The following is a 23,945-nucleotide window of genomic DNA, read 5'->3' on the forward strand; positions in this document are numbered from 1 at the left end:
ACCCGCCTTCCGGAGCCTGAGCCTGATGACCGCGTCCCTATCCAATGCCACTGTATCCACCCTGCCTGAAGCCGTGGCCCGGCCCGGCTATGACCGGGCGGTGTGCGGCATTGGCATCGTCCATTTCGGCCCGGGCGCCTTTCACCGCGCCCATCAGGCCGTCTACACGGATGATGCGCTGGCGTTGGCGGCCAATGATCCGGAAAATCGCGACTGGACCATCAGCGCGGTGTCGCTGAAAAGCCCGGGCGTGCGCGACGCGCTGGTGCCGCAGGACGGCCTGTACACGTTGGTGACCCTGGATCGCACCATCGGCCACCGGGTCATCGGATCGATCCGCGAAGTGCTGTGCGCGCCGGAGGCGCAGGACCAGGTTCTGAACCGCCTGGCGGCCCCTGCCACCCGCATCGTCACCATCACCGTGACGGAGAAGGGCTACTGCCTGACGGCGGCGGGGGAGCTGGATACCACGCACCCCGACATCGTCCATGACTTGGCCCACCCGGAAACGCCGGTCAGCGTCATCGGCTATGTCGTCGCCGGCCTGCGCCGCCGCCGCGCCATCGGCCTGCCGCCCTACACCGTCATCAGCTGCGACAACATGACGGACAACGGGCGCCGCCTGGGCCGTGCCACGGCGCAATACGCCGCCGCCCTGGACGCCGACCTGGGCGCCTGGGTGCGGGAGTATGTCGCCTTCCCCAGCACCATGGTGGACAGCATCACCCCGGCCACCGACGACGCCCTGCGCCAGCGGGTGCTGGATGTGACCGGCGTGGCCGACGCCTGGCCCATCCAGCGCGAGGCCTTCACCCAATGGGTGATCGAGGACCGCTTCTGCAATGGCCGCCCCGCCTGGGACAAGGCGGGCGTGATCCTGACCACCGACGTCGGTGCCTTCGGCCGGGCCAAGCTGCGCCTGCTGAACGGCCCGCACTCGGCCCTGGCCTACCTCGGCGGCCTGGCGGGCGTGGAAACCGTGGCCGACGCCATGACCACGCCGGAACTGGCGGGCTTCCTGGAGCGGCTGATGCTGCGGGATGTGCTGCCCACGGTGACGCCGCCGGCTGGTTACGACCTGACCGTGTACGCCGGGCAAATTCTGGAGCGCTTCCGCAACCCCGCCATCCGCCACCTGCTGGCCCAGATCGCCTGGGACGGGTCGCAGAAGCTGCCCTACCGCCTGTTCGGCGTGATCGAGGAACGGCTGGCCCAGGGCCTGTCGATATCCCGCCCCGCCCTGGTGGTCGCCGGCTGGATGCACTTCGTCCGCCGCCGCGCGACCGAGGGCGCCGGCCTGATCGACCCGCTGGCCCCCACCCTGCTGGACATCGGCGGCGGCTGCAATGGCACCGCCGCCGATGTGGATCGCTTCCTGGCGCTGGAGGTGGTGTTCGCGCCGGCGCTGGCCACCGACACCCGTTTCCGCGCCGCGCTGATCGACGCCTATGCCCGCCTGGGCGATGGCGGGCGCGACGCGGTGCTCGCCGCCGTCGCGGCGCTTTAGGCCTGCAATGACAACTTGAGGTCGGGTGGAAGCTCCCCGGCCTCAGAGTTGGCTTGTAAATGACACCGGTTTCCTTTAGACACGATGGACAAGAAATGACGGGATCCCAGGGAGGGTCGACCATGGCCCGGCATGCCGTGCCTGCCGCTGCGGCAGCCATCGTCCAAGGTAAGAACTGTATGCGCGGGGTGCGGTCATGACTGCCCCCTATTCGCCCACCGATGCCGCCACCGCCTTCGTCGCGGCCCGGTGGGCGGCCCGTTTCCTGCCAGATTATCCGGGCCCCACGCCCATAGACCTGGCCCAGGGCTATGCCGCGCAGGAAGTGGCCATCGGCCTGTGGCCTGACCGCATCGCCGGTTGGAAGATCGGCCGCATCCCCCCCGACTGGGAAGAGACTCTGGGCGAACCCCGCCTGGCCGGCCCCATCTTCGCCCGCAACGTCTGGCTGGCCGAGAGCGGCGTCGTGACGCCCTTTCCCACCTTCGTTGGCGGCTTCGCTGCCGTGGAGGCCGAATACGTTTTCCGCCTGGGCGCCGACGCGCCCGCCGGGAAGACGGTATGGACGGAGGATGAGGTGGCGGATCTGGTGGCAGCCTTGCACATTGGCATTGAGCCGGCGGGCAGCCCGCTTGCCACCATCAACGACCTGGGGCCGCCCGTGGTGGTGTCGGACTTCGGCAACAATGCCGGCCTGATTCTGGGGCCGGAAATCACCGGGTGGCGCGCGCGCGGCTGGGACAGCATGCGCTGCGAGACGGTCATCGACGGCGCCCGCGTGGGCGTGGGTGGCGCGCCGTCCATCCCCGGCGGGCCCTTGTCGGCCTTGCGCTTCCTCGCCAGCCATCTGGCGGCGCGCGGGCGCCCGCTGAAAAGCGGCGACCTGGTGTCCACCGGCGCGACCACCGGCATCCACGATATCATGGCCGGTCAAACGGCCAAGGTGGACTTCGGCCCCGATGGTGTCCTGCACTGCCGAGCAATACCGGCGACGCCCCTTGATGGCCCCCCCTGACGGCGCAACGACACCGCCAAGGTTACAAGAAATAAGCGAACGGGAGGATGGATTGATCAAGCGCCGACAACTGCTGGAGGGCATGGCCGCCGGTGCTGCCGTCGCGCTCGCCGGCGGCAAGGCCCGGGCCGGCGCCCCGCCGCCCGGCACCTTCACCGCGTCCGACGTGCACGTGAAGGACTATCCCACCGTCCAGGCCATCCAGTGGATCGGGGAGCAACTGGCCAAGGAGACGGGTGGGCGCCTGTCCATGCGCGTCTACCACTCCGGCCAGATCGGGCGGGAGAACGACACCATAGACCTGACCCGCTACGGCGCGCTGGACTTCACCCGCGTGAACTTCGCGGCGCTGACCAACATCTTCCCCGTCTCCGGCGTGCTGACGCTGCCCTACGTGTTCGACGATGTGGGGCACATGCGCCGGGCGCTGGACGGCACGGTGGGCAAGGATTTGCTGGCGGCCCTGAGCCAGCGCGGCCTGGTGGCCGCCTGCTTCTATGACAGCGGCACACGGTGCATCTACAACGGCCGCCGACCAGTGCATGAGCCGGGCGACCTGCATGGCATGAAGATCCGCGTCCCGCTCTCGGACATCTTCATGTCCATGGCGCAGGCCATGGGCGCCAACCCGACGCCACTGTCCTTCGGTGAGGTGTTCACCGCCCTGCAGACCCACCTGATCGACGGGGCCGAAAACAACTGGCCCAGCCTGGATTCCACCCGCCAGTTCGAGGTGGCCCATTACTGGGCGGAAACGCACCATTCCATGTCGCCGGAACTGCTGTTCATCTCCGAACGCAGCCTGCGCGCCCTGACCCCGGCCGACCGTGAGCTGGTGCTGGATCTGGCCGCCCGCTCCGTCCCCGTGATGCGGGAGCTGTGGGACCGGGACGAGGCCGCCGCCAGGGCCCACTGCGTCGCCAATGGCGTGCAGGTGACGGAAGTGGACAAGGATGCTTTCCGTCGCGCCACGGAACCGGTGCTCAAGACCTACCTGGCCGACCCCGACCGCAACCGGTTCTATCGCCGCATCCGCCAGGAGGCCTGACCCATGCACGCGAACTCAAGCCGTACCTGCCCCCACGGGCCTCGCCGGCACCCTTCTCACCGGCTTGTCCCATGCCGCCACCGTGCTGGCGGCCATCGGCATGGTGGGAATGAGCCTGGCCGAGGGCTGGCAGGTCTTCGCCCGCTATGTCCTGAACGACAGCCCCGGCTGGACCGAACCCCTGACCCTGCTGTTCATGACAACCACCGCGCTGATGGGGGCCGCCGTGGCCGTGCGGCGGGAAATGCACTTCCGCTTCATCGCCCTGGCCCAAGTGGCCCCGCCCCGGGTACAGGCGGCGCTCAACGCCTTCGCCCGCCTGGTGGTGCTGGCCATTGGCGCCGCCTTGGCCATCTGGGGTTGGGACCTGATGGCCGACAACTGGCCCATCGCCATGCCCGGCACGGAACTGCCGGAGGGGCTGAACTACCTGCCCCTGTCGCTGGGCGGGGTGCTGATCGCCCTGTTCGCGGTGGAACGGCTGGTGGTGCCGCTGCCCACCCCCGATCACATGGTTGTGGAGGATTGAGCCCATGGATATCGCCGTCCTCTTCGGCGCCTTCGCCATCCTCCTGCTGCTGGGCGTGCCCGTGGGCTTCTCGCTCGCCGCCGCCTCCGTCGCCGCCATCGCCACCCTGGGCCTACCGCCCATGGTGCTGGTGCAGCAGATGACCTCGGGCATCAGTTCCACCGCCATGATCGCCATCCCGCTGTTCATCTTCGCGGGTGAGCTGATGATGCGCGGCGGCATCTCCGAACGCCTGATCGGCCTGGCCGCCGCCCTGGTGGGGCACCTGCGCGGGGGATTGGGCCAGGTGAACGTGCTGGCCTCCGCCTTCTTCGGCGGCGTCTCAGGCTCCGCCATCGCCGACGCCTCGGCCATCGGCGGCACCATGATCCCGCAGATGGTGGCGCGCGGCTTCGACCGCGACTACGCCGTCAACGTCACCATCACCTCCGCCCTGGTGGCGCTGATGGTGCCGCCCTCGCACAACATGATCCTCTATTCCGCGGCGGGCGGCGGCGGCATCTCCATCGCCGACCTGTTCGCCGCCGGCATCCTGCCCGCCGTGGTGATGGCGATCGCCCTGATGGTCACGGCCTATCTCATCGCGGCCAAGCGCGGGTATGCGGTCGAGCCCTTTCCCGGCATGGCGGCGGTGGTGCGGCGCCTGATCTCCGCCAGCCCCGGCCTGCTACTGGTGGTGCTGGTGTTCGGCGGCGTGCGCGCCGGCATCTTCACGGCGGTGGAGAGTGCCGCCATCGCCGTGGTCTACGCCGTCATCATCACGGTCGCGGTCTACCGCCGCCTGGGCTGGGCCGACTTCAAGGAGTGCTGCGCCGGCTCGGCCCACACCACCGGCATCATCCTGTTCATGATCGGGGCGGCCAGCGCCTTCGGCTGGCTGATGTCCTACCTGCAGGTGCCGGCGGCGGCGGTGGAGGCACTGAAGGCCATGGCCGGCACCAAGGTGATGGTGCTGCTGATCATGAACGTGATCCTGCTGGCGCTCAGCACCTTCATGGACATGGGCCCCAAGATCATCATCTGCACCCCCATCTTCCTGCCGGTGGCCAAGGCCTTCGGCATCGACCCGGTGCAGTTCGGCGTCATCATGATGCTGAACGGCGGCATCGGCCTGATCACCCCGCCCATCGGCTCCGTCCTGTTCGTGGGCAGCGCCATCGGCAAGGTGCCGGTGGGCCAGCTCATGCGTTCCATCTGGCCGTTTTACTTGGCGGCGGGCGTGGTGCTGATGCTCGTCTCCTACATACCGTTCCTGTCGCTTTGGCTGCCCAATGCTATGAAATAACGTCACTAACGTTATGAAATAACAGAACAATCGAGGAACGCTGCGACAAAACGCCCGACTTGCCCAAACCTTCGTATGGGCGCATACCGCCCGCCGAAACGGTATAACAACCGCGCTTCCCATCGCAAATCCGTAACGGAACTTTGCCAAAGGAACGCGGTTGTTGAATTCATGCTCCGGCGGGCGAGTTATTTAAATGAAAATGCTTCTCACCATCACGCCTATCCTTGCCTTGACCTGTGGCGCGGCACTGGCCGCGGAGGCGGACATATCGGAAGCGGAAAGCTGGAGCCTGCACGGCCAGTTCACTTTGGTGGAGCAGTACCACCCCAGCTTCAGCTCCCCCTACCGGGGTGCCAACAGCCTGGATCCGGGCGCGCGCGGCAACGAGACGACGGACGCCACGCTCTATGCCGGCGTGCGCCTGTGGCCGGGCATGGAGTTCTACGCCAACCCGGAAATCGACCAGGGCTTCGGCCTCAGCAACACGCTGGGCGTGGCGGGCTTCCCCAGCGCCGAGGCCTACAAGGTGGGCGAGAGCGAGCCCTACATCCGCCTGGACCGTGCCTTCTTCCGCCAGACCTTCAATCTGGGTGGAGAGACGCAGCCGCTGGAGGCCGCCGCCAACCAGTTGGGCGGCAGCCGCACGGCCGACAACATCGTCATCACCGCCGGCAAATTTTCCGTCACCGATATCTTCGACGCCAACACCTATGCCCACGACCCGCGTAAGGACTTCTTGAACTGGACCGTGGTGGACAGCGGCGCCTTCGACTATGCCGCCGACGCCTGGGGCTACAGCTATGGTGCCGCGGTGGAGTGGACGCAGAGTTGGTGGACCCTGCGCGCCGGCCTGTTCGACCTGTCGCGCAAGCCCAATGACAAGGCCCTGGTGCGCGGCTTCGGCCAGTATGAGCTGGTGGTGGAGGCGGAGGAGCGGCACCAGCTGATGGGTCGCGACGGCAAGGTGAAGCTGCTGGTCTTCCAGAACCACGCCAACATGGGCAGCTATGCCGACGCCGTGCGCCAGGTCGCGCTGACCGGCGGGGTGCCCGACACGGGTGACGTCCGCCGCTACGCCACCCGCGCCGGTTTCGCCCTGAATGCGGAACAGCAAATGGGCGACGACTGGGGCCTGTTCCTGCGCGCCAGCGCCAATGACGGCAGCAAGGAGGCCTATGAGTTCACCGACGTGAACAAGTCGCTGTCCGTGGGCGCCTCCCTCACCGGCGCCTCCTGGGGCCGGGACAAGGACACCGCTGGCTTGGCCGGCGTGGTGAACATGCTGAACGCCGACGCCCGCGACTATCTGGCGGCCGGCGGCTTGGGCATCCTGGTGGGCGACGGCCGCCTCAGCTACAGCAGCGAGCGCATCATGGAGGCATACTACAGCGCAGCCTTGTGGACCGGCCTGAACCTGACCCTGGACTACCAGTTCATCGCCAATCCCGCCTACAACCGCGACCGGGGCCCGGCGAACGTGCTGGGCCTCCGGTTCCATGCGGAGATTTGAGTTCGAGGGTTACGCGGGCCGGAAGGTGATCCCCAGCAGGCGCTCGCTGAGGTCCCACAGCTGGTCGGCCGCTACCGGGTCGACGGCGTAGGGCAGCACCCCGGCCATGACGGCGCCGGGGCGGCGGGTGGTGGGGGTGCCCAGGGCGGCCTCCTCCCCTGGCTGCAGCAGCTGGGCAATGTCGCAGTTCTCGCAATAGGCGCCGCCGTGGCCCTCCAGCTGCGGGCTGGTGGCGCACCAGACGGTGGTGGCCGCCCCTTGCGCCGTGGTCTTGAGGTTGCGCGCCGGGTCGTGGATGGCCTTGCCCTCCGCATCCAGCACGCCGAAGGCCTTCAGCTCGTCCCGGGTCAGGTGGCGCTGCAGATCCGTATCCACGATGCTGCCGGGATGGACGGAAAAGGCGTGGACGCCGTGGGCGGCGGCGCGCGCCTCCAGCCCCAGGGCGAACAGGATGTTGGCCGTCTTGGACTGGCCATAGGCCGACCAGCGGTCATACTCCCGCCGCTCGAAATTGGGGTCGTCGGCCATGACCGGGGAAAAGCGGTGGCCCAGCGAGGAGAGCGAGACGACGCGGGCGCCACCTACCGCCCGCAGCGCCGGCCATAGCCGCGCCGTCAGCTGGAAATGCCCCAGGTGGTTGGTGGCGAACTGCGCCTCGAACCCACGCGCGTCGCGGGTCAGCGGGCAGGCCATGATGCCGGCGTTGTTGATCAGCAGATGCAGCGGCCGGCCGCCGGCCAGGAAGCCGGCGGCGAAGGCGTCGATGGAGGCGGGGTCCAGCAGGTCCAGCACCCCGATCTCCACGCCCTCAAGTCCGGCCAGTGCCGCTCGGGCCTTGGGCAGATCGCGGGCGGGGACGATGACGGTGGCGCCGGCGGAGCGCAGCGCCCGCACGGTCTCCAGCCCGATGCCGGCATAGCCGCCGGTGACGATGGCGACCTTCCCACCCAGGTCGATGCCCTGGATGACCTCGAGGGCGGTGGAGGCGGCGCCGAAGCCGGAAGGAAGGGGTTCCTGGCGGACAGGCATGACGAATACCTTTAAAGAAACTGAGGGATCCCAAAGATAGGTGTCTAGACCCGAACGATGAATGCTTGTCCGTTCGCATTACTTGCGTGAAAATCCGGGAATGAGCCAGGCGCCCCTCGACCCCTTCTCCGACCTGCTGAAATTCGCCGACGCCCGGACGGTGGTGTCGGGCGGCTTCACCGCCGGCGGCGCCTGGTGCATCCGCTTTCCGCCGCCGGGCAAGATCAAGTTCTTCGCCATCCTGCGGGGTGGCGGCTGGCTGGATATCGAGGGGGAGCCGACGCCGCACCGGCTGGAGGCGGGCGACGTGTTCCTCCTGCCGGCGCAACGGCCTTTCCGGCTGGGCAGCGATCTGGCGATGGCTCCCGTGGAGGCCAGGGCCGTCTTCGGAGCCAACACCGGCTGCGGCATCCGGCAGATAGGCGATGGTGACGATTTCTTCCTGCTGGGCGCCCATGTGGTGCTGGACCCGGCCTGCGGCTGGCTGCTGACCGACATCCTGCCGCCGGTGATCCTGGTGCGTCATACGGCGCCGGAGGCCGATGGCCTGCACTGGTTGCTGGACCAGTTGGTGCGGGAGCATGCCGCCGACCTGCCGGGCGCCGGCATCGCCGCAGCGCAGCTGGCCCACCTGCTGTTCATCCGCATCCTGCGCGCCCATCTGGCGGCGGGCGGGCCCCTGCCCGCCGGCTGGCTGCGCGCCGCCACCGACGCCCGCCTGGCACCGGCCCTGCGGCTGATGCACGGCGACCCCGGGCGTGCCTGGCAGCTGGGCGAACTGGCCAAGGCCGCCGCCATGTCGCGCACCACCTTCGCCACGCATTTCAAGGCGGTGGCCGGCATACCGCCCCTGGCCTACCTGACGGCCTGGCGCATGCGGCTGGCGGAGCGGGCCTTGAAGGAACAGGGCGCGCCCGTGTCCGAATTGGCCCACCGCCTGGGCTACGCCTCCGAAAGCGCCTTCAGCAACGCCTTCAAGCGGGTGACCGGCATGGGTCCGCGACGCTATCGCAGCGCTACGGGCTTGTAGGCCATATTGGCCATTTTCATGGACACCGCATGCGGTGTCAGGTTTCCCAGTTCCTCATCGCCCCAGCCAACCCCCATCCACGGCCAGCACGGTGCCGTGCACGTAGTCGGCGGCCGATGAGGCCAGGAACACCGCCGCCCCGCCCAGGTCCTCCGGACGCCCCCAGCGGCCGGCGGGGATGCGGGCCAGGATGTCGCGGTTGCGCGTCTCGTCGTTGCGCAGCGCTTCCGTGTTGTTGGTGGCGAAGTAACCGGGGGCGATGGCGTTGACGTTGATGCCCTTGGCCGCCCACTCGTTAGCCAGCAGCTTGGTCAACCCCGCGATGCCGCTCTTGCTGGCGGTGTAGGACGCCACGCGGATGCCGCCCTGGAAGGACAGCATCGAGGCGATGTTGATGATCTTGCCGCCCCCATGGCCCCCACCGCCCCGCGCCACCATGCGGCGCGCCACGGCCTGGGCCAGGAAGAAGGGCGTCTTCAGGTTCACATTCATCACCAGGTCCCAATCGTCCTCGGAGAATTCCAGGGCGTCGGCTCGGCGGATCGTGCCGGCGTTGTTGATCAGGATGTCGATGTGGCCCAAGGCGGCGACGGCTTGGTCCACCACCCCCTGCACCACCCCCACGCCGTCCAGATCGGCATGGACGAAGCGGAAGCGGGCGCCCGCCTCCTTGACCGCCGCCTCGGTCTCCGTGGGCGTGCTGCGGCCGGCGGCCACGATGTCGGCACCCGCCCGGGCCAGGGCCACGGCCAGGCCCTGCCCCAGGCCGGTGTTGGCGCCGGTGACCAGGGCGACGCGGCCGGTCAGGTCGAACGGGTTGTAAGCCATGGGATCGCCCTCCCTCAGCGCAGCTGGCAGATGTCCAGGACCTTCATGTCGGTGTAGTCGAGGTTCTCCCCGCCCATGGCCCAGATGAAGGAATAGTTGGCGGTGCCGGAGCCCATGTGGATGGACCAGGGCGGCGACACCACGGCCTCCTCGTTGGCGACCACGATGTGGCGGGCCAGTTCCGGCTCACCCATGAAATGAAAGACGCGCTGGTCGTCCTTGATATCGAAATAGAAATAGACCTCGGACCGGCGGTCGTGCAGGTGTGGCGGCATGGTGTTCCACACGCTGCCCGGCTTCAGCATGGTCAGGCCCAGCAGCAGCTGCGCCGACTGGCAAGTCTGGGGCACGATGTACTGGTAGATGGTGCGCTCGTTGCTGGTCTCCAGCGCGCCCCGCTCCAGCGGCACGGCCTGGTCGATGGAGATCTTCACCGTCTTGAAGCGGGCGTGGGCCGGCGTGCTGGCCAGGTAGAACTTGGCCGGATGGGCGGCGTCGGATGAGGCGAACACCACCGTCTCCGTCCCCATGGGCACATACAGGCCGTCGCGCGACGCCAGATCATAGGCGGTGCCGTCCACCGTCACCGTGCCGGGGCCGCCAACATTGACGATGCCCAGTTCCCGCCGCTCCAGGAAGGGCTTGCCGGCGGCCGAGGCCGGCTCCGTCTGCGGGGGCAGGCTGACGGAGGCGTCCACCGGGGCGGCACCGCCAATGACGAAGCGCTCGTTATGGGAGTAATTCAGGCTGACCTCACCGGCCACGAACAGGTCGGTGATCAGGTAGCGGTCGCGCAGCTGCTGGTTACGGGCGCCATCCATCATGTCGGGATGGGTCGCCTGGTACACCTTCTTGAACATGGCCCTTCTCCCCGTTTGTTGTGGTTTCCCCATCTGGGGGAAGAAGCGCGGCGCGGACGTCACCGCCCACGGCGCGCCTCTCATCAGTCCAGCTTGTAGGCACGCTTGGGCAGGCGGTAGGCCAGGTCGACGGCCACCTCCGCCGCGTCGTCCTCATCGATGCGGTGCTCCGCCACCAGGCGGGCCAGGAAGGCGCAGTCCACCCGGCGGGCCACGTCGTGGCGGGCGGGAATGGATAGGAAGGCGCGGGTGTCGTCGTTGAAGCCCACGGTGTTGTAGAAGCCCGCCGTTTCCGTGGTCTGCTCGCGGAAGCGCATCATGCCTTCCGGGCTGTCATGGAACCACCAGGCGGGGCCCAGCTTCAGCACCGGGTAATGGCCGGCTAGCGGCGCCAGCTCACGCGAATAGACCGTCTCATCCAGTGTGAACAGGATGACGGACAGGCGCGGATCGTTGCCGTAGCGGTCCAGCAGTGGCTTCAGCGCGTGGACGTATTCGGTGCGCAGCGGGATGTCGGCGCCCTTGTCGCGGCCATAGCGCTGGAAGATCTGGTGGTTGTGGTTGCGGAAGGAGCCGGGGTGGATCTGCATGACCAGCCCGTCCTCCAGGCTCATGCCCGCCATCTCGGTCAGCATCTGGGCGCGGAACAGCTCGGCATCCGCCGCCGTGAAGGTGCCCTTGACCACGCGGGCGAACAGGGCCTCGGCCTCGGCCGCTGACAGGTCGGCGGTGGCGGCGGTGACATGGCCATGGTCGCTGCTGGTGGCGCCCACGGCCTTGAAGTCGATGCGGCGCTTGGCGTGAGCGTTCAGATAACCCCGCCAGCTGTACACGTCCTCGCCCGTGATGGCGGCGAATTGTTCCATGGCCGGGCGGAAGTTCTCATGCTCCGGATCGATGACCGCGTCCGGGCGATAGGCGGTGATGACCTTGCCCTTCCAGCCGCTGTCGCGGATGGCCTCATGATGGGCCAGCGTGTCCACCGGGCTTTCCGTGGTGGCGATGACCTCGATATTGAAGCGCTCGAACAGGGCGCGCGGTCGGAATTCCTCCGTCGCCAGTTTGGCGGTGATGGTGTCGAAATAGAGGTCGGAGGTTTCGGCGCTGAGCTTCACATCCAAGCCGAAGACCTGGGTGAAGACATGGTTCAGCCAGGTAGAGGATGGCGTGCCGCGGAACAGGTGAAAATTCCTGGCCAGCAGCCGCCAGGCCTCGCGCGGGTCCACATCGGGGGCCGGCTGGCCGGCGGCCGGAATGCCCAGCTGTTCCAAGGTCACGCCCTGGCTGTAGAGCATGCGGTAAAGATAGTGGTCGGGCTGCAGCAGCAGGGCGGTGGCGTTGGGAAACGCCTCGTTGCCGGCGAACCACGACGGATCGGTATGGCCATGCGGGCTGATGATGGGCAGGCCCTTCACCGCCGCGTACAGGCGCCGGGCGATGGCGCGCACCGCGGGGTCGGCGGGGAACAGGCGATCTTCATGCAGGGTCAGGTGCTGGGCCATGCGGGCCTTCCTTCAATATCCACTGGCAATATCCACCGGGCAGTGTCCACCGGGCCCGCCCCCCGTCCGTCGTGGCGCGGACAAAGGAAATGCGGCAGCCCCTCGTTTATGGGACGGTTTCCGGCACGCCGGACCCTCATCCTCCCACCCCTGTCCTACCGAGGTTGGTAACCGGTGTCAATTTCGCATCGCGCATTTAGGCGCCGAAACACGCAAAAGGTCAGGATCAGCCCCGGGGCGGAACGGAGGACTCGCGTACCACCATGCGGCTGACAACGCCGGTGGCGGTGTGCCCTTCCTCCTCATCGCTGGAAATGCGGATGATCAGCTTTTCCGCCGCCAGCCGCCCCAGATCCTTGGCCGGCAGGCGCACGGTGGTCAGCGACGGCCACAGCCGGGTGGCGATGGGGCTGTCGTCGAAGCCCACGATGGTCAAATCCCGGGGGATGCTGATGCCCAGGCGCTGCGCCGTCTTGTAGACACCGGCCGCCATCTCGTCGTTGCTGGCGAAGATGGCGGTGGGGCGCGGCTCGCGCGTCAACAGGCGGGTGGCGCAGACCTCGCCGGATTCGAAGGTGTAGGCCCCCTCCTCCACCATCTCGGGGCGCAGGGTGATGCCGTGGTTCCTCAGCGCGCCGACGAAGCTTTCGCGGCGCTCGTGGGCGGAGCGGTGGCGCGATGGGCCGGCGATGAAGCCGATGTCGCGATGGCCCAGGCCGGCCAGATGCTCCGCCACCTCCGCCGCGCCCTGGCGGTCGTTGTAAACCACCATGTTGGCGGCCTCGTCCAGCGACACGGCCGACAGGCGGACGTAGCGGCAGCCCAGGTCGCGCAGCACCTCGACCAGTTGCGGGTTCTCCGACGCCGGTGGCACGACGATGACGCCATCCAGGTTCTGGCGCTGCACGAACTGCTTGGCGTCGTTCAGGAAATGCGGGCTTTTCTGGTCGCAGGGATGCACCACCAGCTCGAACCCCGCCAAACGGCAGGCGGCCAGGACGCCTTCCTGGATGTTCACGATGAACTGGGCGTTGGGGTTGTCATAGACCAGGCCCAGCAGGAAGGACCGTTGAAAGGCCAGCCCGCGCGCCTGGGGGCTGGGCATGTAGCCGATCTGCTCGATGATGGCGTTGATGATGGTGCGCGTCTCTTCATTCACGAAGGGCGACTGGTTGATGACGCGCGACACCGTCTTCTTGGAGACGTGCGCCAGGCGGGCCACGTCATTGATGGTGGGCGGCCGGTCCAGGGTCCAGGTCACGGCCTCCACGGCCACGGTCTGGATGGCGGCGGCACGTCCCCGCCGGGGGCGCCCCTTACGCGGCGCGGCATCCTGGGTCATAGCTCGTCTTCTTCTCGTTTTTCTTTTTCAGGACTTCTTTTTGAACTCCCGCTTCAAGTTTCTAACATGCCGCGTCCCGCGCGCCGCCGCAAAAGGGTTTTATTGTCGCGGGGCCAGTCCCGCTCCAGGACAGGCGTCATTCCGCCGCACCCCCGGAACTGAACTCTTGCCCCATTAGGAAACCGGTGTCATTTATTGATGCCGAGAGCGGGGTCCAGCATGCTTGACGCGCCGCGGCCCGCCATCGCCATAACAAACATCTGGGAGGATAGACCGTTGATCAGACGTATTCTGGCCACCACCGCCATGGCCACGCTGCTGGCCACCGGTGGCGTGGCTGTCAGCGGCGCCGGCGCCGCCGAGAAGGCGGACCAGCTGGCCTTCCCCGGCGCTGTGGGCTGGGCGGCGCACACGCCCGGCGGGCGCGGCGGCAAGATCATCAAGGTGACCAACCTGAACAATGAGGGGCCCGGCTCCTTCCGCGAGGCCATTGAGAGCAAGGGCCCGCGCATCATCGTGTTCGAGGTCGGCGGCGTCATCGACCTGAACCAGAAGACCCTCAAGCTGGACGAGTCCTTCGTCACCATCGCCGGGCAGACCGCCCCCTCCCCCGGCATCACCCTGATCCGTGGCGGCATGGATGTCAGCGCCCACGACGTGGTGATGCAGCACATCCGCATCCGCGTGGGCGACGCCGGCGCGCCCAAGAAAAGCGGCTGGGAGGAGGATGCCTTCAGCACGGTGAAGGCCGCCTACAACGTCATCGTCGACCATTGCAGCCTGACCTGGGCCACGGACGAGAACCTGTCCGCCTCCGGCCCCCGCTTCGTCGGCGACACCCCGGACGAATGGCGCCAGCACACCTCGCACCGCATCACCTATTCCAACAACATCATCGCCGAGGGCCTGGCCCGCGCCACCCACCTGAAGATCGAGCACTCCAAGGGCTCGCTCATCCACGACAACATCACCGACATCCTGATCGTCGGCAACCTGTACGCCCACAATGTGGAGCGCAGCCCCCTGTTCAAGGGCGGCGTCCACGGCGCCATCGTCAACAACCTGATCTACGATCCCGGCCAGCGGGCGGTGCACTACAACCTGCAGGCCGAGGAGTGGGGCGACCATCCCTACCAGGTCGGCCAGATGGTGGCCGTGGGCAACGTGCTGCGGGCCGGCCCCTCCACCCCCACGCCGCTGGCGTTCCTGGAAATCGGCGGCTATGGCGACCTGGAGTACTACGGCAAGGACAACATCGCCGTGGACCGGGCGGGCGAGCCGCTGCCCTTGATGGGCCGCTACACCACCTCGCCCGCCAAGGTGATCGAGATGGACAAGCCGCCGCTGTGGCCGGAAGGCCTGACGCCCCTGCCGGCGACCGAGGTCCAGAAATCCGTGCTGCACAACGCCGGCGCCCGCCCCTGGGACCGCGACTACGATGACGTGCGCCTGCTGGCCGACGTGGCCGAGGGCCGGGGCGAGATCATCAACAGCCAGGACGACATCCACGGCTATCCCAATGGGAAGCCCAGCACCCGGCCCTTCAACCCGGCCGACTGGAACCTGGACGACATGACCCCGCGCACCGCCACGGCGCTGGACGCCAAGTCCAAGGCCCGGGGCACCTGACACGGGGGCGCCCCCAAACGACAAAGGGCGGCGCCCCCTGGAGGACGCCGCCCTTTTTCTTTGATCCGCACCCGGCCTACTTCTTCGGCTGTTCCGCCGCCTTGGCGGCGTCAGCCGGCTTCGGGGCCGGCGGCGGGCCCAGGCTCTGCAGCGCGGGCGCCAGGCCGGCCAGCTGCACCGGCACGTCCATCGCCGTCTTGTCTGGCTTGGCGTAGCGCACCATCAGCACGGTGCCGGTGGTGAACTGCTTCAGCACATCCTGGTCCAGGTTGGCCGACGCGACGCAGCCGCCCTGCTGGCACAGGGTCAGCGGCAGGGCGATGGGCTTGGCGCCGTCCAGCGTCAGTTGCAGACCCGGCTGCACCGGCGTCCCCAGCGGCACGGTGATGACCAACACCGGCTTGCCGTCGGCCGACATGTAGCCGATCTGGACATGCAGCACGATGGTGTTGCCCGGGTTGGCGATGGCGAACTGCTCGACATAGCAGACGTCGCCGCCATTGGCGTCCTTGGCGCAATTCTTGGCCCAGGGCGGGCCGGCCGGCTTCTGCGCCTCGGCCGTGGCCGCGGCGGACTTGGCGGAACTGGCCTTGTGGTGCTGGTACAGCATGATGCCGCCCACGGTCAGCAGCCCCAGCAGCAGCAGCAGGCCGATCACGATGAGGGGCGTGCGCGAACCGCCGGTGGACGTGGTGGCGGGCGCGGGGTCCTCTTTATTGGTCATGGATATGCTTTTTTCTGTTTAGGACGCGAGGCCGTCCGGGTCCGGGTGCCCCAAACCCCCGGGGCGGCAACGATCAGGCGCGGAATTGTGGGGACATCGCGGTATCCGGTCAACCTTTCGCGCCACCCGCCCATCGGCCCGGGCCCATAAGCCGCATCATTCCGGCCCCACCCTGTTCGTAAGGATGGGGCCGGACGCGCGTACCATCACATATGGTCAGCAGCCGGCCCCCGCCGCCGTCATCTTGAAGATGCCTTGCGCATTGCCGCTATCGAATTGTAGGTCCAGCCGTCGGCCGGTTTCGGTGTCGATGGGGTCGCGCGATATGAATTCGTAGAACGATCCCGGCACGACGCGGCTGACCGTCGCGCCGCGGGCGTCGATGAACGGCCGCTCCACCATGGCGGCCCGCAGCGCCGTCTGGCGCACCGTGCCGTTGCGCGACACCTCCACCTTGGGCTTCATCTCATAGCCCCGGCCCTTCAGCTCCTCCGCCAGCGCCTCCACATTGGCCACCCGGTCGGTGGCGTGGTTGAAGCGATTGCCTTCGGTGGCGATCCAGGCCAGTTCCGCCGATTCCGCCAGCAGCGTCTCATACTGCGCCAGGGTGGGCACCGGGTGGTGGCGGTCGAACAGGCGCACCAGTTCGCCCACCAGGCCGGTGGCTTCATCCAGCGTCAGCGTGCCACCGGCGCTCAGCCGGTCCAACAAACCCTTGGCGTCGGTGGCCAGGGGATCGTCCTTCACCTGGAACACCGCCTGCGCCGCCGCTTGCACCTCGGGCGAGAACCGATCCGGGAAGATCTCGCTGACGAAGAACTGGGCGATGTCGTCGGGATAGTCGCGATGGGTGTAGGCGTAGCCCATCATGCGCAGCCGCTCCAGCGGGTAGGTACCGCTGATGTGATAGCCCAGCGGCTCCAGCACCCGGGCGAAGGCGGCATGGCCCGGCGGCAGGGCCCCCAGGCCGGGGGCGTTCACCGTGCGCAGGGCGCCATGGTCGAACACCATGCGCCCCCCCTGTTCCCGCACATAGCGGGCACCCTCCGGTACCTCGCGCAGCAGGCCTCGGAACAGCAGCATGGTCAGGGCCTGGGCCACCCCGGCGCGCGGGACGGCGTCACCATGGTCGGCCAGGAAATCGGCGTGCAGCGCCAGCATCTCCATCAGCCGGCCGGCCTCCTCATTGCCGACCAGGCTCTGGACGATCCTCTGTACGGTGGGCGTCTTCATGGAACCAGCCCTCCTCAACCGATGTCGAACTGGACGCCCTGGGCGAGCGGCAGGGCGCTGGAATAGTTGATGGTGTTGGTGGCCCGCCGCATATAGGCCTTCCAGCTGTCGGACCCGGCCTCGCGCCCGCCGCCGGTCTCCTTTTCGCCACCGAAGGCGCCGCCGATCTCGGCGCCCGAGGGGCCTAGGTTGACGTTGGCGATGCCGCAGTCGGAACCGGCCGGGCTCATGAAGGCCTCGGCCTCGCGCATGTCGGTGGTGAAGATGCTGGAGGCCAGCCCCTGCGGCACGCCGTTCTGTAGGGCGATGGCCCGGTCCAGGTCGCGGTAGCGCACGACATAGAGGATGGGGGCGAAGGTTTCTTCCAGCATGGGGCCGGTCTGGTCCGGCATGACCACCAGCGCCGGGCGCACGTAATAGGCGTCGCCCGAGCCCACATCCACCCGCTCCCCGCCGATGACGGTGCCGCCGGCGGCCTTGGCGGCGGCAAGGGCCTTGGCCATGCCTTCATAGGAGGCCTTGTCGATCAGCGGCCCCACCAGGGTGCCCGCCTCGCGCGGATCGCCCACCTTGACGCTGCGGTAGGCGGCGGCGAGCCGGTCCAGCAGGCGGTCGGCCACGGCCTCGTGCACGATCAGGCGGCGCAGGGTGGTGCAGCGCTGACCGGCCGTGCCCATGGCGGCGAAGGCGATGCCGCGCACCGCCAGTTCCAGGTCGGCCGAGGGCGCCACGATGGCGGCGTTGTTGCCGCCCAGTTCAAGGATGGCGCGGGCGAAGCGCGCCGCCAGGCGGGGCGCCACGGCCCGGCCCATGCGGGTGGACCCGGTGGCCGAGACCAGCGGCACCAGCGGATGGTCCACCAGCGCCTGGCCCACGTCGGCATGCCCCTGGGCCAGGATGGACAAACCATCCGGAGCGGAACCGAACTTGGCGGCGGCGCGGTCGAAGGCAGCCTGCACGGCGACGGCGGTCAGCGGCGTCTTTTCCGACGGCTTCCAGACGACGCTGTTGCCGCAAACCAGCGCCAGGGCCGCGTTCCACGACCACACCGCCACGGGGAAGTTGAAGGCGCTGATGACGCCGCAGACACCCAGCGGGTGCCAGGTTTCCATCAGGCGGTGGCCCGGCCGCTCCGTCGCGATGGTCAGGCCGTAGAGCTGGCGGGACAGGCCGACCGCGAAGTCGCAGATGTCGATCATCTCCTGCACCTCGCCCAGGCCCTCGGACAGGATCTTGCCAGCCTCCAGCGATACCAGACGGCCCAGGTCGGTACGGACGGCGCGCAGCTCCTCACCCAGCAGGCGGACCAGTTCACCCCGGCGGGGCGCCGGCACCACGCGCCACGCCAGGTATGCCGCGTGCGCCTTGCCCACCAGCGCGTCCACGTCGGCGGCGGACAGGGCCTTCACCCGGCCGGCTTCGGCGCCATCGATGGGGCTGCGCGCCACGATATCGCCGCCCGCCAGGACGGCCCGATCCACGCCCAGCCGGTCCAGCACCGCCAGAATGTCATCTTTGGTCTGATTCATCTTCCGTTCCCTCAGGCGCCGGGCGGCCGCATCCGCGACCTTGGCTTATCCTCGTTTTTCAGTCCGCTCCGCTCCCCAAAAAACTTCGGCGGCTGCGGTCGCAGCCTAGGAAACAGGACGGGGCGCAACACTGGATCAGGCGACGCGCGCCACCACCTGGTCCACCGGGTTCGCCCCCTGATAGGCGCGACCGAAGCGATTGGCCAGGAAATCATCCAGGGCGATGTCTTCCTGGCGGATGAAACCATGCGACGGCAGGCGCCCGTCGGCCAGCATGTCCAGGACGGCGCAGATGCCGGCGGCGGTGGTGGTCTGGATGGCGGTGCGCTGGCGGCCATGGGCGAAGTCACCGAACACGCGGCTGGAATAGCTTTCCTGGGTCAGCTGGCCATCCAGCATGCCGCTGACGGTGACGAAGATGACCACGACGTCCTGCATGGTGGCGGGCAAGGCCCCCTCCAGCACCGTCTTGAACAGGTCGCGCCGGTCACGCAGGCGCAGATCGTTCAGCAGGGTCTTCATCAGCTGGCAATGCCCGGGATAGCGGATGGTCTTGTAATTCAGGGTACGCACGCGGCCTTTCAGCACCTCCGCCAAGCTGCCCAGGCCGCCGGAGGTGTTGAACGCCTCGTACGGCACGCCGTCCAGCCAGAACTCCTCCCGCTCCTCCAGCGCCGGCACCTCGCGCAGCGTGCCTTCGACGATGGCCTCGCAGGGCTCGCAATACTCGTTGATGACGCCGTCGGTGCTCCAGGTCAGGTTATAGCCCAGGGAGTTGCTGGCGTAGCGCGGCAGGGCGCCCACGCGCAGGCGCACGGCCTCCAGCGTGTCGAACTTCTTGGCCAGGCTGCCGGCGACGATGGAGATGAAGCCCGGCGCCAGCCCGCACTGTGGGATGAAGGCGTTGGGCGCGTTGGCCGCCAGTTCCTTCACCCGGCGGGTGGTGGCCACATCCTCCGTCAGGTCCAGGTAATGGCAGCGGGCGATGGCGGCGGCCTCCGCCACCTTGATGGTCAGGTGATAGGGCGCGGCGCTCAGCACGGCGTAGGCGCCGGTCAGCGCCTCGGTCAGGGCGGCCACGTCGCTGATGTCGACCTCGCGCCGCTCAATGGGCAGGCGCCTGGAGATGCCATCCAGCGCCTTGGCCGAGCGGTCCAGGACCGTCACCAGGAAATCGCCCGATCCCGCCAGGTTCTCCGCGATGATGGACCCGATCTTGCCCGCCCCGACGACGACGATGCGACGCATGTGTGCTCTCCCGGTCAAAAGTTCCCTGTTGGAACGACTGTCGGGCAAACCCTTGACGGAATGAACAATCAATGCGTCCAATATGATGGAAATTGGTGCGCAAAATGAACAGCCAGATCGACATATTTCAACCTGACGACCTGGACATCGCCCTCTTGCGTCTGCTGGAGGCCGACAGCAGGCTGCCCACCGTGACCCTGGCCAAGCGCTTGGGCGTTTCCCGGACCACGGTGCAGGCGCGGTTGGAGCGCCTGGTGTCGCGCGGGGTCATCACCGCCTTCACCATCCGGCTGGATGAGGATTACCTGGCACGGCGCATCCAGGGCCATGTCGCCATCACCATCGCGCCCAAAGCGGCGCGCCAAGTGGAAACGCGGCTGAAGGCCATGCCCCAGGTGCGCCAGTTGTACGCCGTCAGCGGCCCGTTCGACATGATCGCCGTCGTCTCCACCGAATCCATCGCCGAGATGAACATCGTGATCGACGACATCGGCGCGGTGGAGGGGGTGGAGCGCACCAACTCCTCCATCATCCTGTCGCAGCGGCTGGCGCGCTGACCGCTCGTCCCGCAGCCGCCCGCGCGGCTCCCTGAGTCGCCCCACGGGCTCTCGCGGGCGGCCCCGCCCCCTTTTCCGAAGATTACCCGCAAGAGCCTAGACCATTCGAAAAGTGGCGCGAGTCGGTACCGCTTTTGTCTATTCCGTTCGATCTAGGCAGAACTGCCGGTAATTATGTTTCTGAATCATTTCAGGAATGCGCACGACTGTTACACGGCAGTTACACTTGACCATGAAACCGGTTCCCGAAATCGTCAATTTTGCGACGCAGCATTGACGGGAATAAATTATCCAAAATAGCCTTTCCCCGTTGACCCCAGTCACAAGGGGACATGATTTCAAAAGAGATTTGTCTGGTTGGGGCCAGCAATATCAACAATCTCCAGAACAGCGGGGAAATCCATGGGCATGCCAAAATTCGGGCGGCGCGCATTGCTGCTGTCCTCGACCATGCTTGTCGGCGCCTTGGCGGCGTCGGCGGATGTTGCGGCGCAACAGTCGGCCAACGCCAGCGACATGCAGGAAATCATCGTCACGGGCTCGCGCATCAAGCAGGCCGCGAACCTGACCAGCGACAGCCCGCTGACGACGGTCGACAGCGTCGAGATGAAGCTGCAGGGCACGACCAACGTCGAAACGATGCTGAACAACCTGCCCGGCATCACGGCGGCCCAGACCAACGCCCAGTCCAACGGCGCCACCGGCACCGCCACCATCAATCTGCGCAACCTGGGCGAGGCGCGCACCCTGGTCCTGATCGACGGCCGCCGCATGCCGCTGGGCGATCCGACATATCCCTACGCCGACGTCAACTTCATCCCCGGCGCGCTGGTGGAAAGCGTGGACGTGGTCACGGGCGGCGCCTCGGCCGTCTACGGCTCCGACGCCGTGGCCGGCGTCGTGAATTTCAAGATGAAACGCGATTTCGAAGGCGTGAAGGTCGACTACCAATTCTCCGCCGCCCAGCACAGCAACGAGAACGATGACGCCCAGAAGGTGCTGAAGAGTTCCAAATATCCGGTCACGGTCCCGGGCGACCGCTTCGACGGCTTCGTCCGCGACAGCTCCTTCGTGATGGGTGTCAATTCACCCAACAACAAGGGCAACGTGACCGCCTACGCGACCTACCGCTGGACCGAACCGGTGACGCAGGCGACCCGCGACTGGTCGGCCTGCACCATGGCCACCACCAGCAGCAACGAGGACGCCCTCGCGACCCAGGACAACCAGCGCTACTGCTCGGGCTCGTCCAACAGCGCCTATGCCCGACTGCGCACCAACGGCTCGGGCACCGGCTATTCGCTGAACCCCGACGGCTCCGCATCCTTCGTGAAATACAACAGCGCGCTGGCCTTCAACTACGGCCCCTACAACTACATCCAGCGCCAGGATGAGCGGTACACGGGCGGCGCCTTCGCGCACTATGAGATCAGCCCGGCGTTCGACGTCTACACCGACTTCATGTTCATGTCCGACCACACCAAGGCGCAGATCGCGCCGTCGGGCTTCTTCAGCGGCACCACCTATTCCATCAACTGCGACAACCCGCTGATGTCGGCATCCGAAGCGACGACCCTGTGCGGCGCCAACGCCGGCAGCGCCAGCGCCACCTGGAAAGGCTATGTCGCCTACCGCTTCACCGACAACAACGCGCCCCGCTACGATGACCTGCGGCACACCGACTACCGCTATGTCATCGGCACCAGGGGCGACCTGGGTGGCGGCTGGTCCTACGACGTTTACGCCCAGCATTCGGCGGTGATCTACAACGAGACCTACCAGAACGACGTTTCCATCGCCAAGCTGCAGAACGCGCTGCTGGCGAAGAACGTCAACGGCGTCGCCACCTGCGAATCCGTCATCAGCGGCACGGATACGGCCTGCGTGCCCATCAACATCTTCCAGCTGGGGAAGATCAGCAGCGCCGCCTACAACTACGTCTACACCACCAGCTTCAAGGAAGGCAGCACCACCCAGGACATCGTCAGCGGCACCGTCTCCGGCGACTTCGGCGCCTGGGGCGTGAAAAGCCCCTTCGCCAAGGATGCCGTGGCCGTCGCCTTGGGCAGCGAGTGGCGGCGCGATGCCATCGACCTGAAGTACAGCGAGAACGTGCTGTCCGGCGACCTGTCGGGCTCCGGCGCCGGCACCACCCAGCCGGCCGTGGGCGCCACCGAGGTGAAGGACATCTTCGGCGAACTGCGCCTGCCGCTGGTGTCGGACCAACCCTTCATCAAGGACCTGTCCATCGACGCCGGCTACCGCTGGTCGGACTACAACCTGGCGGGCAAGGCCAACACCTACAAGGCCAGCCTGAACTATGCCCCCATCAGCGACGTGGCCTTCCGCGGCGGCTACAACCACGCCGTCCGCGCGCCCAACATCATCGAACTGTTCCAGACCAGCACCTCGGGCATCGGCGGCGCGCTGGACCCCTGCTCCGGTTCCAGCCCGTCGGCCTCACTGGCCCAATGCGGCCGCACCGGCGTCACGGCCGCGCAGTACGGCAACATCTCCGAATGCACCTCCGTCGACGGCTGCAACACGCTGAGCGGCGGCAACAAGGCGCTGAAGCCGGAAACGGCGGACACCTATACCGCCGGCTTCGTCTTCACGCCGACCTTCATGCCCAACTTCGCGGCCACGGTCGACTACTACAACATCAAGATCCAGGACCTGATCGGCACGGTGCCGACCTCGCAGATCATGTCGCAATGCCTGAACACCGGTAATTCCTATTATTGCGACCTGATCCACCGCGGCGCCGCGGGCAGCCTGAACTCCAGTGACGGTTACTTCATCACCACCGACATCAACGCCGGCTACCGCCAGCAGGCGGGCATCGACATCTCCGGCACCTACCGCCAGGACCTGGAGGATCTGGGGATCAAGGACCTGGGTGGCGTGACCCTGAAGTTCATCGGCTCCTGGACGCAGTTCAACCGCTACCAGCCGCTGTTGCACGAGGCCAAGTATGACTGCGCCGGCCTCTATGGCAGCACCTGCGGCCAGCCAACGCCCCATTGGCGCCATCAGGTCCGCGTCACCTGGAACACGCCGTGGAACGCCGACCTGTCGGTCAACTGGCGCTACATCGGCGGCACCAGCCTGGACAACAACAGCACCGACCCCAGCCTGAACGCCGGTTCCGGCGTCTACAACAACATCGACGGCAAGATCGCCGCGTACAATTACTTCGACCTCGCCGGGACCATCAACCTGATAGACCACTACACGCTGCGGTTCGGCGTCAACAACCTGTTCGACAAGGACCCGCCCATCCAGTCCGCCAACGACGACTATGTCAGCGTGCTGGGCACCTATGGCAACGGCAACACCTACCCCGGCATCTACGACACCCTGGGGCGGACGTTCTTCCTAGGTATCACCGCCGATTTCTGATCGGCGAGGGGTATCACCGCCGATTTCTGATCGGCGAGGGGTATCACCACCGATTTCTAAACGCCGACTTCCGGGTCGGCTTATCGTATAATCCCGATGCGCGGCGGGTCCCTACCCCAGGGGCCCGCCGTTTCT

Annotated in this window: 19 protein-coding genes; 10 read left to right on the plus strand and 9 right to left on the minus strand. The window is 67.2% G+C overall.

The window, feature by feature from the left end; all coding sequences use genetic code 11:
- The first annotated feature begins 25 nt into the window (after nt 1-25).
- From UAA55_RS23815 to UAA55_RS23840, 6 genes are all read left to right on the plus strand, one after another.
- Nucleotides 26-1,507: a mannitol dehydrogenase family protein gene (locus tag UAA55_RS23815; RefSeq protein ID WP_322955889.1), complete on the plus strand. Its 1,482-nt coding sequence runs from the start codon at nt 26-28 to the stop codon at nt 1,505-1,507.
- A gap of 196 nt (nt 1,508-1,703) precedes the next feature.
- Complete coding sequence (locus UAA55_RS23820; RefSeq protein WP_322955891.1) at nt 1,704-2,522, plus strand: 2-keto-4-pentenoate hydratase; 819 nt, start codon at nt 1,704-1,706, stop codon at nt 2,520-2,522.
- 52 nt (nt 2,523-2,574) lie between these two features.
- Nucleotides 2,575-3,570 carry a TRAP transporter substrate-binding protein gene (locus UAA55_RS23825; RefSeq protein ID WP_322955893.1) on the plus strand — a complete coding sequence of 332 codons (996 nt, stop codon included), beginning with the start codon at nt 2,575-2,577 and terminating at the stop codon, nt 3,568-3,570.
- A 64-nt stretch (nt 3,571-3,634) separates the two neighbouring features.
- Complete coding sequence (locus tag UAA55_RS23830) at nt 3,635-4,099, plus strand: TRAP transporter small permease (protein WP_322955895.1); 465 nt, start codon at nt 3,635-3,637, stop codon at nt 4,097-4,099.
- A gap of 4 nt (nt 4,100-4,103) precedes the next feature.
- Nucleotides 4,104-5,384, plus strand: coding sequence for a TRAP transporter large permease (locus UAA55_RS23835; protein ID WP_322955896.1), 1,281 nt, complete (start codon nt 4,104-4,106; stop codon nt 5,382-5,384).
- Between the two features lie 196 nt (nt 5,385-5,580).
- A complete protein-coding gene (locus UAA55_RS23840; RefSeq protein ID WP_322955897.1) occupies nt 5,581-6,897 on the plus strand; it encodes a carbohydrate porin in 1,317 nt (438 codons plus the stop codon).
- A gap of 9 nt (nt 6,898-6,906) precedes the next feature.
- Here the strand turns inward: UAA55_RS23840 and UAA55_RS23845 are convergent, their stop codons facing one another.
- On the minus strand, nt 6,907-7,926 hold the full coding sequence (locus UAA55_RS23845; protein ID WP_322955898.1) for an oxidoreductase: 1,020 nt from the start codon (nt 7,924-7,926) through the stop codon (nt 6,907-6,909).
- Nucleotides 7,927-8,026: 100 nt separating this feature from the next.
- On the opposite strand from UAA55_RS23845, the gene UAA55_RS23850 reads away from it, so the two are divergent.
- Nucleotides 8,027-8,956, plus strand: a complete 930-nt coding sequence (locus tag UAA55_RS23850; RefSeq protein ID WP_322955899.1) for an AraC family transcriptional regulator — start codon at nt 8,027-8,029, stop codon at nt 8,954-8,956.
- A 54-nt stretch (nt 8,957-9,010) separates the two neighbouring features.
- Here the strand turns inward: UAA55_RS23850 and kduD are convergent, their stop codons facing one another.
- From kduD to UAA55_RS23870, 4 genes are all read right to left on the minus strand, one after another.
- Nucleotides 9,011-9,784, minus strand: a complete 774-nt coding sequence (gene kduD, locus UAA55_RS23855) for a 2-dehydro-3-deoxy-D-gluconate 5-dehydrogenase KduD (RefSeq protein ID WP_322955900.1) — start codon at nt 9,782-9,784, stop codon at nt 9,011-9,013.
- A gap of 14 nt (nt 9,785-9,798) precedes the next feature.
- On the minus strand, nt 9,799-10,644 hold the full coding sequence (gene kduI, locus UAA55_RS23860; RefSeq protein WP_322955901.1) for a 5-dehydro-4-deoxy-D-glucuronate isomerase: 846 nt from the start codon (nt 10,642-10,644) through the stop codon (nt 9,799-9,801).
- Nucleotides 10,645-10,727: 83 nt separating this feature from the next.
- Entirely contained in the window at nt 10,728-12,146 is a 1,419-nt protein-coding gene (uxaC, locus tag UAA55_RS23865) for a glucuronate isomerase (protein WP_322955902.1), read from the minus strand.
- A 226-nt stretch (nt 12,147-12,372) separates the two neighbouring features.
- Complete coding sequence (locus UAA55_RS23870; RefSeq protein ID WP_322955903.1) at nt 12,373-13,488, minus strand: LacI family DNA-binding transcriptional regulator; 1,116 nt, start codon at nt 13,486-13,488, stop codon at nt 12,373-12,375.
- Between the two features lie 276 nt (nt 13,489-13,764).
- On the opposite strand from UAA55_RS23870, the gene UAA55_RS23875 reads away from it, so the two are divergent.
- Complete coding sequence (locus UAA55_RS23875; protein WP_322955905.1) at nt 13,765-15,117, plus strand: pectate lyase family protein; 1,353 nt, start codon at nt 13,765-13,767, stop codon at nt 15,115-15,117.
- Nucleotides 15,118-15,193: 76 nt separating this feature from the next.
- Here the strand turns inward: UAA55_RS23875 and UAA55_RS23880 are convergent, their stop codons facing one another.
- The 4 genes from UAA55_RS23880 to UAA55_RS23895 all read right to left on the minus strand — a co-directional run bounded on the left by UAA55_RS23880 (nt 15,194) and on the right by UAA55_RS23895 (nt 19,851).
- Nucleotides 15,194-15,841, minus strand: coding sequence for an invasion associated locus B family protein (locus UAA55_RS23880; protein ID WP_322955906.1), 648 nt, complete (start codon nt 15,839-15,841; stop codon nt 15,194-15,196).
- Nucleotides 15,842-16,057: 216 nt separating this feature from the next.
- Nucleotides 16,058-17,074, minus strand: a complete 1,017-nt coding sequence (locus UAA55_RS23885) for a 2-oxoadipate dioxygenase/decarboxylase family protein (RefSeq protein ID WP_322955907.1) — start codon at nt 17,072-17,074, stop codon at nt 16,058-16,060.
- A gap of 14 nt (nt 17,075-17,088) precedes the next feature.
- The gene (gene amaB / locus UAA55_RS23890; RefSeq protein WP_322955909.1) at nt 17,089-18,603 is read right to left on the minus strand and encodes an L-piperidine-6-carboxylate dehydrogenase; all 1,515 of its coding nucleotides are present in this window, start codon (nt 18,601-18,603) and stop codon (nt 17,089-17,091) included.
- 135 nt (nt 18,604-18,738) lie between these two features.
- Nucleotides 18,739-19,851, minus strand: a complete 1,113-nt coding sequence (locus tag UAA55_RS23895) for a saccharopine dehydrogenase family protein (RefSeq protein ID WP_322955911.1) — start codon at nt 19,849-19,851, stop codon at nt 18,739-18,741.
- 104 nt (nt 19,852-19,955) lie between these two features.
- On the opposite strand from UAA55_RS23895, the gene UAA55_RS23900 reads away from it, so the two are divergent.
- On the plus strand, nt 19,956-20,408 hold the full coding sequence (locus UAA55_RS23900; RefSeq protein ID WP_322955913.1) for an Lrp/AsnC family transcriptional regulator: 453 nt from the start codon (nt 19,956-19,958) through the stop codon (nt 20,406-20,408).
- A gap of 408 nt (nt 20,409-20,816) precedes the next feature.
- A complete protein-coding gene (locus UAA55_RS23905; RefSeq protein ID WP_322955914.1) occupies nt 20,817-23,810 on the plus strand; it encodes a TonB-dependent receptor domain-containing protein in 2,994 nt (997 codons plus the stop codon).
- Nucleotides 23,811-23,945: the final 135 nt, after the last annotated feature.

It is taken from the genome of Nitrospirillum guanabarense (assembly GCF_034653355.1).
GTDB lineage: Bacteria > Pseudomonadota > Alphaproteobacteria > Azospirillales > Azospirillaceae > Nitrospirillum.